The organism is Paenibacillus wulumuqiensis, from assembly GCF_000971965.1.
Taxonomy (GTDB): Bacteria; Bacillota; Bacilli; order Paenibacillales; family Paenibacillaceae; genus Saccharibacillus; species Saccharibacillus wulumuqiensis.
Window position 1 is genome coordinate 178953 of the sequence record NZ_KQ040795.1, and the last position, 13792, is coordinate 192744.

Consider the following 13792-nt stretch of genomic DNA (forward strand, 5'->3'; position numbering starts at 1 on the left):
CCCCCTATTCCAAAATCAATTCATACATCTGTCCATACATACGCCCATCGGTAAAAAAGAGCCGTACATACTCGTTCTTGCCCATCTCTATAGCCGGCAGCTCATTGCGTCCAGCCTGGAATGGTTCCGCAAACGGGTAGACGATTCCGTCTTCCCGGTTTGCCGGATAACCGCCTTCTTTTTTGACATAACAGAGCACATCGCGGGCGACCGGTACTTCGGCATGCACCTCGATGCGCACCGTTTTCCGTTTACTCAGCCAGCTGCCCTGCTGACGGATCGAATAATGGATCTTCGCCCGGCCAGCGCTGACTTCAATCCGGTTGCGCCCATCCGGCTGGCGCAGCAGCGCCTGTTCACCGTTATGCTCGACAACCAGGTGGATCACATAGCCCATTTTGCCAAACTGGTCGAGCCGGTCACGGTAGCCATTGGCGGCTTTATATTCTTCACGGGTATACAGCTTCAGTCCGGCAGCGGAAGGAGCCTGGCCGCTTTGCCTATCCGCTGCTGCCGAAGCATATTCTTCATTAGCGACAGCAGGATCTGCTGTGCCGCTCCCGGATAATCGCTGAATATATACAGCTTCGGCGTCACGCGGCCATAACCACCGCAGTGTACACCATCCATCCTCCACCTGAGCGGTCAGCCCATGAATCTCCTGCTCACCTTCAGGCTCTGCATCGATATAACGCATTGCACCATCTCCTTCCTGCTCGGGACTTGATTGTACCCTCATATTTATGATCTACTTTCATTATCCATGCAATTGTAAATGATACCACTCTACCGCTGGAAGCTGCGCGCACTCTCACCGCGTCTGCGGCGTGGACTGCCTGAGCTTGTTGGCGGTGGCGGTGTGTCGTTGCGGCGAATCATGCGCTTGTTGTTCTCTCCGATTGGAATCACAAGGGTGAACAGGGCAATGACCAGCGCCAGAATCATAATCGCCAGAAAGCGAATAACACCGTCCGTCCAGTCCGTCTTGCCAATCCCCCATTCCAATAGCAGACCGGCCAGCAGACCGCCAACGCCGCCTCCAATACCGAAGCTTCGTGCCAGGAACCGATTATCAAACAGCAGGCCAAGACCTACGCCGAGCAGTGCTCCCAGAATCATGATCAGGACCACATGCAGAATCTGATAGTACAGGTTGCTGTTGAATGGTTCACTGCGCTCTGTGACCAGTGTACGCTTGTCCAGCGTGTCATAGATCTGCTGGAATGTTTTCGGCAGGTCGGTAGCCTGGGACACATCATAGTATTGTCCACCGGTTTGCGAAGCAATCTCAGGCAGCAGATTCGGATTCACCCCATTTTGCAGACTCAGACCAATCGTATGAATGGCAATTCCCTGCTGCTGAAAAGGCTGCAATGTGTTGGAATCCAGCGTACTGTCTCCATCCGACAGCATAATAACGACAGTACCGCGGGTATCATCATTTTGTTCCTGGATCATCTGCATCGCCGTGTTAAGGGCAAGCGTAAAATCCGTACCGCCATCGGTCGTAACCATCGTATCCATGGTCTGATGCACCTGCTGCTTGGAAGCTGGATTCAGTACGGTCAGCGGTAGTGCCACACTGGCTTCATCACTGAACTGCACAATGCCGACACGCATATCCTTATCCATGGAATCAACCATGTTCTTCACAGCTTGATAGCGCAGATTCTGTGGATCGGTTCCCTGCATACTGCCCGAATTATCAATGACAACCACAACATCTTTTACCGTCTTGGCTCCGTTAAAATCAAGCTGGTACAGTGCCTCGGCCGCCAGTCCGCCGATGAACATGACAACGAGCGTAGCCGGCACGAGCAATTTCCATGATACATCCGTATACCGCTGTCTCCACGACGCCCCGTTTAATTTAGGCGAAATCACTTCAGCCAGCAGGCAAAAAATGCCGATCATCAGACTGATAATCCCAAAATAAATCCCCATCAAAAAAATACGGGGCATCCGGTCCAGATAGGAATGTAAAAACCATTCGCTGAGAATAAAACCGATTGCTCCTCCGATCAGACTGAATAAAACCATAAGCCAGTTTACTTTGCGCTGCATCTCTGGCGTCTCCCCTTTTCACATTATAAGTATCCATCGGTTCTCTTGCTGCATCTGTCCGTGGGTGGGCGGAAGGGACAGCGCTGCGGGGGAAGATGATCCAGCCGATCGCTGTTGAAAACGGATATCCGAAATGACTGCCTGCCGCAGTCGATATCCGTTTTCAAAGGCGAACGCTTCGCTTCTATTGGATCATTCTTCCCCCTTCGCTCCGTGCTTCCTGCCACCCGGGAACAGACTGGCAAAGAGAATGATGGCTTGCGCTGCGCGCGCTGTTATGTCGGTAAATATTAGTGGTTGTAGAATCTGGTAGTCTTTGATTGCTACTTTTATTGATTTGATGCTTGTTGAATCTGCTGTATGGATCAGTTGGTGTGAATCGCTGTATCCGTAAAGTCTTCTTTATGATTCTACCTCTTAACCGGTGGATCTACTGCAACTTATGTTTCTTTCAGGCCGGATTCTTCGGTATGGAATTCGTAGCCGTTTTGGACATACGTATCGTAGTACGTTTTGCCGTTGCGGTAGTAGATCAGATCGGTGATGCCGAAGCCGCCCATCAGGTTGAGTTTTTCGACGCCGCTGGTGCGGTCTTCATGGATGAAGCCGGTTTTGTAAATGCGGGTCGTATTATCGACGCCGGCGGCGTAGCGGACGAATTCTCCGTTCGCGTTGCCGAACATGTACTTTTCTTCATACCGGTGCTTATGGGTATAATCCAGCAGCCGGATATGAATGGTCGCCCGGTCTTCGAGCGTCCGGTACAGCTCCTTGAACAGGTCCTCCTGCGACAGGGCCTGTTTGTTGGCGTAGTCGATCGTAACATTCGCCCGCTGCAGCAGCTCCTGCTCGAACGTCTGGGACAGCGCCGGTGACGGCAGCAGTTCCTGGCGGCATACGGTAATCAGGCGTTCGATCAGTACCGCGGAACCCTGCTCCAGCAGATGAGTTACATCCGCCATGCTGCGCTCTTCGAAAAAGGCTTTCTCGCCGCGCTTATCCTCGATATCCCGCATCACTTCGGCCGTCAGGCGGCTGTAGTAGTCGGTGATATTCTGGCCGATATAATCATCGGCGGTACGGATACTTTCTGCCGCTGCAATATGCAGGTCCTGACCGATCTGATCCATCCGGCGCACCAGTTCCATGCTGCCCCGGTGCAGAGCAGCCAGCTGCTCTTCCCAGCTGCGATACAGCCGGAGCCGGGTCTGCAGACGAAGAATATGCAGACGATGCGGATAGATCGCCTGAATCAGCGCCCGGGTCAGATTACGCACATTATGCTTGTCCATAAACGGCATTTTGGGAAAGGACAGCTCATCGGCTCGGCTGTTATACCATTGTTCCAGCTCCAGCTGCGCCTGCTCGATCGCTATATTCAGATCGCGGATACGGCTGCGCAGCATTTCCCACAGACTGGTGCTCTCCGCTTCATCACTCCACGCAGCCAACTGGTAAAAGTGTACATCCGGATGCTCCTTCATCTGTTCGTCAACCAGTGCCTTGAATTCCTGTGCAGCATTCCACTGGGCCAGTCTGCGTTCGGCTTCCTGCTCATAATTGTCCCGGAAGAACGCATCGCCGCCCTTTTCAAATAAAGCATACTCCGCTTCCCGCAGACTCATCGATTTGAGTGAAGAGAAGCTGACCGAACGCGTCATCAGGCTGTTCATATCCTCCAGCCGCGATTCGTCCGGAATCAGACGATCCAGCCGCCGGTCCATCGATGGTTCATCCATCCCCAGCAGCTGTTCGCGCTCCCGCATATTCAGCGCAGGCTCCCGCTTCATCCGCTCCACAATTCCCCGGAAAAAGTGCTCCAATACAGTCAGCGCAATTGCCAGATCCGGTCTGCGCACACGGGCATACCCGGCCGAGACGAGCCCCTGGCTGCCATCCGCATTACGGATATTGTTTTTAAAAGCCGTATTGTTGTAATCCGAGCCGCTAAAAGCCAGATCACTGCTGCCTTCCAGACGCTGCCGGTTTTTGAGCAGGCTGATCCGGCAGATCATATCGTAGTTGCTGTTCACGCCGCCGCTCACCGCCACCCCGCGCTCGTTACGATCCGACAGTATATAAGCCAGTTCAAACAGCGGAGCCGCCGTATGATGGACCATCACCGCCAGTCCATCCTCGGTGCGCTGCAGTGGTGCACTCAGACTGTAATCTTCCCGCTGCATCTGCTCCAGCTCTCGCAGAAAAGCAACTCCGGCCGAATTGGCATAACCAAAGTTCTCCTCCTGCTCTCCTTCGTGAATCAGCGCATAGACATCCATCTGCACTGATTTGAAGGACTGTCCCAGAATCGAGCGGGCCAGCAGAGCAATCTGCGGAACCAGTATATTCATTGGATCTTCCACCCGTGTCACCACCGACAGATGCAGCCGGTCAAAGGAAGAATACATTCTTCCAAAGTCGGCCAGTCTGCGGGCCGCCTGGCGAAATGCCCGGTTCAGCTCCAGCAGATGCTTGCCGTCTTCCCGGAAATGCGTACTCCAATCCGGTCGCTGCACCCGCTTGCCGGAAGATACAGCAGGTAAAGACAGGTATGACAAAATCTGCTGCGGATCATCCGCTTCTGGTGATCGGGAAGAAGAGTCTGCAGCAGATTCCGGTAATACTTCAACATACATGACACCAGCGCCATTATCCCACTTTTGTGCATTTACGCTTCTGATATGAGCAGCCGCATCGCGGACATGGTCCCCGATAAACAGGAAAACGGCGGGGTAGTGAATACTGCTCCGCCCGTCTCCCTGCCCGGCTGTTTTCTCTTCAGCAGCAGCATATGCCTCTGCGAATTGTCTCAGCCGAACATCCATATTATCTCAGCTTCCGGCGCAGATCGTTTAATTTGGTTACCATTTGCTTGTAGAACTGGTAGGCTTCATCCCCATTAACCAGCTCGACACGCTCGTATTCCAGACGATCGCGCGCTTCCAGATAAGTCTCATATAATTCATCCAGCTTGGACAGCAGCGGGGTAATATCCTCGGATGCTGTCAGCTCGTTGTCCCGGCGGTCGGCTTTGCGCATCAGTACCGCACGGTTTTTCTCATCCAGCTTGCGGAAGGCTTCAAACACTTCGAACTCGACTACATTTTTGGTTTTCATCAAGTTGGCAAATGGTTCCCAGGCTTCTTCTTCCGGATCGCGATCATACACATACAATGCACCTTTTTTGGTAATCGTATCGGTATACAGTGCCTGTACAAACTGATCGGTCAGCTTTTCCTCGCCTTCAAAGCGGCCCAGCATACTTTCCAGCTCGCTGATTTTCAGCTGGATCGCATCATACTTGGCCAGCTCCGTGCGTACACGTTCGATCAGTTTCGGGGAACGGATCAGGTTCTCTGCCGCCAGATCTTCGTTATAGCTGTTGAAGATATCTTTGGACGATTCAGCCGGCAGACCTTCGCTCACCAGACGGCGCAGTTCGGTCAGCGCACGCTTGATTTCACCCAGATTCGGACGGGCAGCATCCAGACGCAGATCGTATCCGCTCAGTACCGCATCCAGATCGAACGGCTGACTGAAGCGGATCGCGAACCGGTTGCTTGTGTTTTGCTCCACATCTTTTTCCGAAATGATACCCAACGCATGGGCACGGGCAAAATCAGCCCGGATACGCGCATTGTACGATTGTACACGCGGATTGACATACGTCTCTCCCCATGAGCGCTCAGGGATCGGAGACGGCAGGTACGTCCAGTTTTCTTTCTCGGTCATTACCAGGTGACGACCTACGCCTTCACGGTCCAGAATGGTACGCTCGTAGTTCTCCTCGTACACCTTGAGTGGTGTATACACGAACAGCGGCACACCGTTACGGGTGTTCAGCCAGAAGATCCGGTTTTTCACCTGACTCTCCTTGATTGTGAAATGGGACTTGCCGATCGCATTGGTCTGGTAGTTACGAATACCGCGCAGAATGCTTGGCGCCTGTACCGGCACCGACACAAAGCCCCACGAAGGGAAGTGCAGATTGCCTGCGCTGTTGCTCAGGTGAAATACCGGTACCGCATCATCATCCAGACGACTGGCAATCTGGCGCTCCACAAATTTCTCGATCGGCTCGTCTTCGCCGTATTTCATCACGAGGAAGTCTTCCATCGAACGGGTGATCAGATCGCCGAACTTGTCGCTCAGGAAATCCGAGATGGAGCGCACAATGTCCACTTCCTGCTCTTTGACCCACTGGTCGGAATGATCCAGCAGTTGAGTGGAGAAATCACGAATCAGATCATCGCCGTCCTTGCTGTCCATAATGTCGCTGACCGCTTTGGAGATGTCCGGCACGCTGACCAGATTCCAGTAGTACGTTTTGTTGCCGCGATGATCGGCCTGCTCGGTTCCGCTGGTCAGCAGCTCACCATTTTTCTCGAAAATGGAGCTCAGAGCATTCAGCACTTCCGTGAACACGCCGTAAATCCGGTTATTCTCACGATTCAGCAGCTGATACAGATCTTCATAGAATTCGATCATCTGCTGGGTACGCTCGATATCCGCACGCAGCCAGTATTCGTCGATTTTCGCTTCGATATACACATTTTTCTTTTTATCTTTGGAGACAAAAGCGCTCTTGGCATCGCCCAGACGATCATTCGCATACTCTGCCGCCGATTCGATATCACGCGGGATGCGTGTCAGGCTCTCACGCAGTGTCTCGATATAGGACAGCAGCATTTTGAGCAGAGAGAAGCCATTTTCCGTATACAGCAGGCGGGATACGTAGAACGGTCCCTGTTCCGGATGCAGGAACATGCGGCGGATCTGGTCGGAAAATTGACCGACAATCTCGCCCGGCAGCTGCTGCTTGGCCTTGATATATTCTTCACGGGCACGAACGAGGAACGTCTGCTCCAGCTCGGTATCCATATTGACCGCCTGCATTTTGACTACATTGTTGTAGCTCAGACGCTCGCTGTTCTCAAAGCCCGGCAGCGGCTCCGGTACACGGGACTCGAATGTTTTGGTCATCGTATCCAGATCAACGCCCAGCTTGCGGGCAAAGTTCTCTACCGCTTCCTGATCCGGTGCCTGATCAAACATTTTGTCCATCTTCTGGAACAGTCGGTACGCCAGATAGGTCGTCATTTCCTCAATCGGCAGCACCGCGGAAGAGGCACCGATAATGTTGTATTCATAGTTCGCCGGATACGCGCGGTTCATCTGCGCGATATTCGTACGGATATTGCTGATATAGTCATGAATCGCGAACTCTTCGCCGGAGGCTTTTTCCTCACTGGCCATAAAGTTGGTGATATTCTCAGCTGTTACATTCATACAGTAATCGTAGGCATTCTCCAGCAGTTTGCCCTCGGTATTGGTCGCCGAGATCAGGTGACACAGGTTAAATGGCGGCAGCGGAGAATTCACGTTCAGGATGCTGCCGTACTGCTGCTTGAAGCGTTCGCCGCGGCTGTCCACGTTCATCCAGTAATCCAGTTCCTTGAGCGCGGCATAGCCGTTTTTGCGGATATATTCACGGGTGTGCTCGCTCAGGCTCTTATTGGACAGGTTAACGTCCGGTGTGAACAGGTAGCCCAGCATGGTCAGACGGTCGATCCCGGCAGAGCCGTAATCGCGCTCCACAATACCGCGTACGATATACGAGATATCGAGGAACGAGCCGCTGCCCGTACCGCCGGACAGACCGGTCAGCAGGAACACCATCAGCTTTTTATTGGTGCCGACAGACAGGGTTTTGATCTTTTTATCGATGCTCTGTACGACCTGGTTGATCTTGGTGAACAGCAGCAGACGACCGGCCTGGCGTACACCGGCCGCTCCGTTCATGCCGTCGGTGATGCTCATCTCCGGCGACAGCCATTCGGTGATATAAGGCTCCAGCAGGCTTCGGTTTTGCAGCAGTCCGCCGATCTCCGGATTGGACAGCAGTACAAATTCGTTATGCGGATCAAGGCCGATGCCTTTATATTTTTTGTTGCGGTCCTGTTCGTTGGTCTCAAAAGCGAGGAATTCCACATTATCCGGTTTTTCCTGCTTTTTCTTGGTAACCGGATCTTCCGGCAGACGGAAGCGGCGGTTAATCTGGTATTTCAGACGCAGCAGGGCATCAATCCCTGTGCCTCCAAGGCCGATAATCAGGATCGGATTGTCGATGGTATCGACTCTTATTTTCTCACTGACAATACCGCCGCCAAGCGATACGTCGAGCTGTTGGATATGTTCTCTAACGATTGGTTTCATGGATGATCCCCCTTGTAACCTTCTATTTTTAACGTATTGAATTATGCTTTGTTTGGTTTCCCATTTGTCTGTTGTATTTTGGTATTTCCAGTTGGTGTCTGATTTATTGTACGGTTCAATAATGAATTAAATATGTCCGGCTATCTGTCTGCACCCAACTGCCATGCCATCTCCCCGTTAACCTTGGCTATGGAAATGGCATGTTCATCATCAGGTCAGGTATTCCAGCAGAACGGTCTTGTCCACCTGGCGCAGTGCAATCGTCAGACGATCGCCGCTCTTCAGTTCATAGCCGCGGGAAGCATCGATTGCACGGCCGGATTTCTCAATGATGCTGTCCGCACTGTTGCGAACGATGATACGGTCATTATTGCCCGGTGTAAAGGTAATGCTCTCGGTCTCCTTCAACTCCGGCGCCAGCTGCAGCAGCTGATGCAGGTTGAACTTGCCGCGGAAGGTCGTCAGTTTCTTGTACTGCGGGTAGGATTTCTCCCCGGTGTTCTCGTCGCGGATCTCAATGACCATCTGACCGACGAATCCTCTGTTTTTCTGCTTGAGCAGACGCAGCAGGAACCAGATTCCGGTCAGTACGAGCAGAACGCCGATCGCGATCAGTACCCATGCCATTGTGCCAAGGCCGGCCGCTTCCTCTGCGCTGCCGGTCCCTGCACCACCGCCGGTCGCATCTAAAGTAACCGGAGTCGTCTCCCGGTAAAAGCTCTGCTCTTCCGCTCTCACAACGAGCTGGTATTTATGATTATCCGGCACTTCAAAAGTTCCTTTGAACTCTGTTCCATTGCCGCTAAGTGGCACCTGGCTGGTCGCTCCGGTGTCCATGTCTTTGACGTTCAGTACGGCTTTGAGGTTACCTACCTGTGAGGCATCGGTCAGCTTTTGCCCATTGCTGGTCAGATAGGATACGATATCGATTTTATCGCCTTTGCCATAGTTTTTGGCAGGAATCGGGTCCAGCGCCATCTCCAGGCTGTAGTTGAAGATCAGGTTGATATCGATATTATCCTGATCGGCACCTTTGACTTGCAGCGTCCAGTCTCCCTGCTGCGGCTTCAGCAGTTTGACCAGGGAATAACTTTTGGAAGTAGAGACGCTCACCTGATCCGAAGGAACATCCACCGCTTTGCCTGACGGATCGACCAGCTTCACTTCCACTTTCTGTGAAGACATGATCGAGATATTGGCTTCCTTGACGCTGGCATTCGGGATATTGATCTTCACATCCTGAAATTGTCCGTTACCGGTAATCGAATCCACCGGCACGACATTCACCTGCTGGTGAGCCGCAAAGATTTCACTCAGGATCCCCGGCAAATCATCCGCTGAGCTGGTTACAAAAGATTTACCACCTGTCTCGGTGGCGATGTTCTTCAGCGCCTGCTGATTCAGCTTGCCGTCGGCATTCAGACCGACCGTATAGACCGGATAGCCCTTCTGCTTGGCCTGCTGCACCGCTTCCTGCAGCTGCTGATCGGCTTCGCTGTTGGAGCGGCCGGAGTTGCTGTTGAGTTCGTTATTGCCATCTGCGAACAGCACGATCATCGGCTCATTGCCCTGCTGCGAACTGTCCTGCAAAATATTGACCGCTTCTCTCATCCCGATCGAAATATCGGTATACGGACCGCGGTTCAGATCATCGATAAAGTTTTTGAGATTCGTTTTGTCATCGGCTGAGTTAATGCCTGTCAGCGCCTTCTCCCGTTCAATCTGATCGGTATAGGCAACCACGCCGACCCGGTCACCCTGGGTGGGCAGCATATCGATAAACAGCTTCATCGCTTCATTCCCGAGCTGCTCGGGGTCACTGGATTTCATCGAGTTGCTGACATCCAGCAGCAGTACCGCGTCCACCTCAGAGGACGGGCTGTTATTGTTGGCTGCGGCCGATGCGGCGAACAGCGTACCTGGCAGCTGTGTCAGACACAGAATCATTGCCAACGTTATATACATAAGATTGAGTTTTCTACGGAACATCATTCTACTCCTTCGCTTAAGGTAAAATGTAGACACACAGGACAGGCGATTTTCTCATAGTTTAGCGGATTATGATTAAGAGCCGGTTAAATTCACCTTAACATGCCTTAAAACACATAAAGTGAAAAATTTGATACCATTTTCACCACAATATCCATAATAATCCATCCACATCCAAAAAGTCTCGTTTGCCATCTGATTCTTCAAAGGAAGCCGGATACCATTATAACGTATCCGCTCGAATTCTTTCCCCACCCTAAGACGGGGGAAATCACTGGACTACAGGCTAAAAGTTGAATATTCTTCACCGCTCCCTTTATTCTGGAATAGAATTTCGCATAAAATAGAAAATAACCAAACTTCTACTACCTGAACATACAGAAAGGATTATCCTATGGATATACTTGCATACGCATGTGTCGCGATTATGTTTCTTTTTGTCGTAAGCCGGTTGTTATCTTATGCCTTTCGCCGTAAAAAAGCCCCTTCCGAGGAAGAATTGGAGAAACAGCTGCTGGCCGCCGTCAACGAACGGGAATAACCAAATATGAATTACAGAGAGTGATTGCATACTATGACAACTACCAAAAAAGCGGTTCAGCTGCCTGTGCTTGAACGAAGCCGCCGCAACTATGACCGGCTGCGGACCTGCCGCCGATGCGGGAAGTACACCATCCTGCCCGGCGAATCCTGTCCGAACTGCGGCAGAGCCAGGCTGGTACCGGTAATGGAACGGGCGCGCTCCCGGGCACGCCGGAAAATGCTGAACGAAATTTTATTTACAGTGCTGCTTATTATCATAGCCATTTTGCTGGCACAGGATATGACCCAGATCGCTATTGCCGCCGGTACCGGTCTGATCCTGCTGGCTCTGCTCGTACTCGTACAACGCCGGATGACAGGCCGGGAGACGTTGCGTCAGCTCAGCCGGATGTTCCGCTATGATCATGCCACCATCCATGACGGACTCGTGCATGACCAGTCGACCGGCGTAGAGACCGTGCGCAGCGGGAAAGATGTGGAAGGCTATCATATTTTGCGTCAGACCGCCGTACTCGTCCGCAATGATCGACTGCGGCTCGCGCTGCTGTCCCTGCTGCAGAACTTCCGGCTGCGCAGCGATATGGATCTGGAGCTGGAATCGCTGATTACCAGGGATTTTGATCCGCTGGTCGCCGATTATATCGGGGAAATTGCCCGGCTCAAACGGGATATGATCAAGGACCGGGCGATCCGCTACATTATTGCCAACGAACCGCGAATTCTGGAAATGGAAAACGGCTGGAATATTCTGATCAGCGTGGCATCGGCTGCTGTGCGCATGAAGCGGTATGTGACCATGTATCAGGGCTTTATCCGCCGGTACGCCCGCTTCCTGCCCCGGGAACGCTTCGTCCGATTATATCATGTGGTCCACAGCGATCCGGCTTTGCAGAGCGAAGTACTTGGTCAGGATATGGAAAGTATCCGGGCAGAACTGTATCCGTCCGATCCTGCCTTTGAACCGGATGCCGCCGGAGCTGAACGTCCATGAGCGTGCTTCGGCTGTTTTCGTTACGCAATCTGCTGCTCGTCTGCTGCACAGTGGGCCTGATACTGATCGTGTTCAAAAGTGTCGGCATTTATCACAAGATCAGCTGGATCAAGCTGGCGGATCAGTATTATGCCCGCCAGGAATGGATTCCGGCAGAACAGTGGTACAGCCGGGCGGCCGAGAACCGGTATCTGTCCTACCAGGAACAGCATATCCGCAGCCGGCTGGCTGAGCTGCAGCCAATCAGCCAGTGGAACAGCGTCGTATCCGCCAGTGCCAGTGAGCTGCAGGCTGCTATCGACACCCGGCAATTCGATTCCTTTCTCAGCGCCTATGAGCGCTGGAGCGGGCAGGTCAGCGCTCAACAGCAGGCCGACGATCGCTTTCAAAAGGAATACAAACAGATTCAACAAAACTATACGATGGAAGAAAAGCTGCAGACCGGTTTCACCCAATTTCGCCAGAGCTTCGAAGAAGGTCTGCAGCAGAATCTCAAGACTGCGAATTACAAGGATGAATCCCATAAATGGAACCTGCTGCGTATCCCGCAGGCTTACTGGGATACCAGGGAACCGATGCAGCAGTATATCCGCGATGTGCTGGAAAGCTATGACCAGACCAAGCTGAACCGGCTGGCCGCAGCAGGGAATTTCACGGAATTTCTGAATCAAGCGGTATATGCAGCAGAGACGTATAAGCAGCACGATTACCAAGCTCCATGGATCGTGACCCTCGCCGAAAACGGGACCCGATCGGTCATTACCAAGGACATTCAGGCAAAACGGACTGCGCAGTTTGTAGCCCATGCCCGCAGCTTCAGGGATGCTGCCAGCGAGCTGGGACTGGATTCATCTCCGGTGCTGACGCAAATCAGCCAGCAGATCCTTTCCCTTCAGGGTCAGGCTGCTTCATTGTCTGCTGCCGGGCAGTTCCAGCAGGCTGTGAATCTGTATGAATCCCTGGGCACACTGGAAGATATGAGTGAGCCGATCGCCCGTACTCAGATTGCCTGGGCGACCGCCGATCCAGTCCATCTGCTGCAGAGCTCCAACGCTTCTGTCGCCTACGAGCATGTAACCGGCGGGGTCAACTGGGCGGATGTGCCGGTGTACAGCATCGCTACCGATCATAATAACCGTCTGTTTTTCGGTAAAATGTCGTCCGATGGCGCAGCCAGTGTATGGTCCGGGGAGATTGGCCAGACTGCGAATCAGATACTGTCGCTGACCCTTGAGCCGCGGCTCAGCAGCAGCGAGCAGCCGGTCATCGTCGTCCAGTCCGGCTCGGCTGAAGATGACCGTCATCAGTATTCCTTTTATGGACTGACCGGAAGCGGGTTCCGCAGTCTGCTGTCTGTTGCGGCCGCCGGTTATGAGACCGCAGAGGATGGCAGTATTGATGTACATGAACCTGCTGACGGCGCTGCTGGACAGACGGATATTTACCGCCCTGTTCAGGATGGCAGCTATACACTCAGCGACAGCCGGACCGATAACAGCATGTATCGCTCTATCACAGCTGCTGAAGTGGCTTCTCATCCGAATGAGACGATACAGTTCAGCGCCGAGATCATATCGGTGGATGAGAATGGTGCGCTGGCACGGCAGAGAGACAGTTATGTATGGCTGACCGGCGATATGGAATTTGCCACCGGCAGCTTTACCATTTATGGACAGTTTAACGGACAATTCCAATCGCTGACCCCGGAGCAATCCGGAGCAGGCGCCGATAATACAGACAACAGTCCCGATTCCGGTGCTGCCACGGATAATGAAGCTAACGGCAGTGCAGATACCGGAGCACCGGGAATGCCCGATCCGGAATTTGAACCGGAATATGGATTGGGCGACACCCAACCATCCGGGCTGATCGGTGTAACTACGAGTGCTCCTGTGGTCCGTGTCGATCGGATCGAATAATGTGATTCCTACGAGCACCGACTCCACTTCAATAACCGATTCACCTTCACAATGAATCGCTAACAAGCCC

8 protein-coding genes are annotated in these 13792 nt (G+C 52.7%); 3 read left to right on the forward strand and 5 right to left on the reverse strand.

Annotated elements, in window-relative coordinates; genetic code table 11:
- Positions 1 to 4 precede the first annotated feature (4 nt).
- From WH45_RS07570 to WH45_RS07590, 5 genes are all read right to left on the reverse strand, one after another.
- Entirely contained in the window at positions 5 to 697 is a 693-nt protein-coding gene (locus WH45_RS07570; RefSeq protein ID WP_046213787.1) for a hypothetical protein, read from the reverse strand.
- A gap of 89 nt (positions 698 to 786) precedes the next feature.
- The gene (locus WH45_RS07575) at positions 787 to 2064 is read right to left on the reverse strand and encodes a vWA domain-containing protein (protein ID WP_046213788.1); all 1278 of its coding nucleotides are present in this window, start codon (positions 2062 to 2064) and stop codon (positions 787 to 789) included.
- A gap of 440 nt (positions 2065 to 2504) precedes the next feature.
- Positions 2505 to 4889, reverse strand: coding sequence for a hypothetical protein (locus WH45_RS07580; protein ID WP_046213789.1), 2385 nt, complete (start codon positions 4887 to 4889; stop codon positions 2505 to 2507).
- Between the two features lies 1 nt (position 4890).
- The gene (locus WH45_RS07585; RefSeq protein WP_046213790.1) at positions 4891 to 8280 is read right to left on the reverse strand and encodes a tubulin-like doman-containing protein; all 3390 of its coding nucleotides are present in this window, start codon (positions 8278 to 8280) and stop codon (positions 4891 to 4893) included.
- A 210-nt stretch (positions 8281 to 8490) separates the two neighbouring features.
- Positions 8491 to 10269, reverse strand: a complete 1779-nt coding sequence (locus WH45_RS07590; RefSeq protein ID WP_046213791.1) for a vWA domain-containing protein — start codon at positions 10267 to 10269, stop codon at positions 8491 to 8493.
- 394 nt (positions 10270 to 10663) lie between these two features.
- On the opposite strand from WH45_RS07590, the gene WH45_RS23730 reads away from it, so the two are divergent.
- Genes WH45_RS23730 through WH45_RS07600 form a run of 3 tightly spaced genes read left to right on the forward strand, consistent with a single transcriptional unit; the run spans position 10664 to position 13722 of the window.
- Positions 10664 to 10810, forward strand: coding sequence for a hypothetical protein (locus WH45_RS23730; protein WP_200897666.1), 147 nt, complete (start codon positions 10664 to 10666; stop codon positions 10808 to 10810).
- 33 nt (positions 10811 to 10843) lie between these two features.
- Positions 10844 to 11803, forward strand: a complete 960-nt coding sequence (locus WH45_RS07595; protein ID WP_046213792.1) for a hypothetical protein — start codon at positions 10844 to 10846, stop codon at positions 11801 to 11803.
- Positions 11800 to 13722, forward strand: coding sequence for a hypothetical protein (locus WH45_RS07600; RefSeq protein ID WP_046213793.1), 1923 nt, complete (start codon positions 11800 to 11802; stop codon positions 13720 to 13722). Before WH45_RS07595 ends, WH45_RS07600 begins: the two co-directional genes overlap by 4 nt.
- Positions 13723 to 13792: the final 70 nt, after the last annotated feature.

Excerpts from the sequence above, each read along its gene's own strand:
- WH45_RS07570 (WP_046213787.1), bottom strand. The coding sequence starts at position 697 with ATGCGTTATATCGATGCAGAGCCTGAAGGTGAGCAGGAGATTCATGGG.
- WH45_RS07575 (WP_046213788.1), bottom strand. The coding sequence starts at position 2,064 with ATGCAGCGCAAAGTAAACTGGCTTATGGTTTTATTCAGTCTGATCGGA.
- WH45_RS07580 (WP_046213789.1), bottom strand. The coding sequence starts at position 4,889 with ATGGATGTTCGGCTGAGACAATTCGCAGAGGCATATGCTGCTGCTGAA.
- WH45_RS07585 (WP_046213790.1), bottom strand. The coding sequence starts at position 8,280 with ATGAAACCAATCGTTAGAGAACATATCCAACAGCTCGACGTATCGCTT.
- WH45_RS07590 (WP_046213791.1), bottom strand. The coding sequence starts at position 10,269 with ATGTTCCGTAGAAAACTCAATCTTATGTATATAACGTTGGCAATGATT.
- WH45_RS23730 (WP_200897666.1), top strand. The coding sequence starts at position 10,664 with ATGGATATACTTGCATACGCATGTGTCGCGATTATGTTTCTTTTTGTC.
- WH45_RS07595 (WP_046213792.1), top strand. The coding sequence starts at position 10,844 with ATGACAACTACCAAAAAAGCGGTTCAGCTGCCTGTGCTTGAACGAAGC.
- WH45_RS07600 (WP_046213793.1), top strand. The coding sequence starts at position 11,800 with ATGAGCGTGCTTCGGCTGTTTTCGTTACGCAATCTGCTGCTCGTCTGC.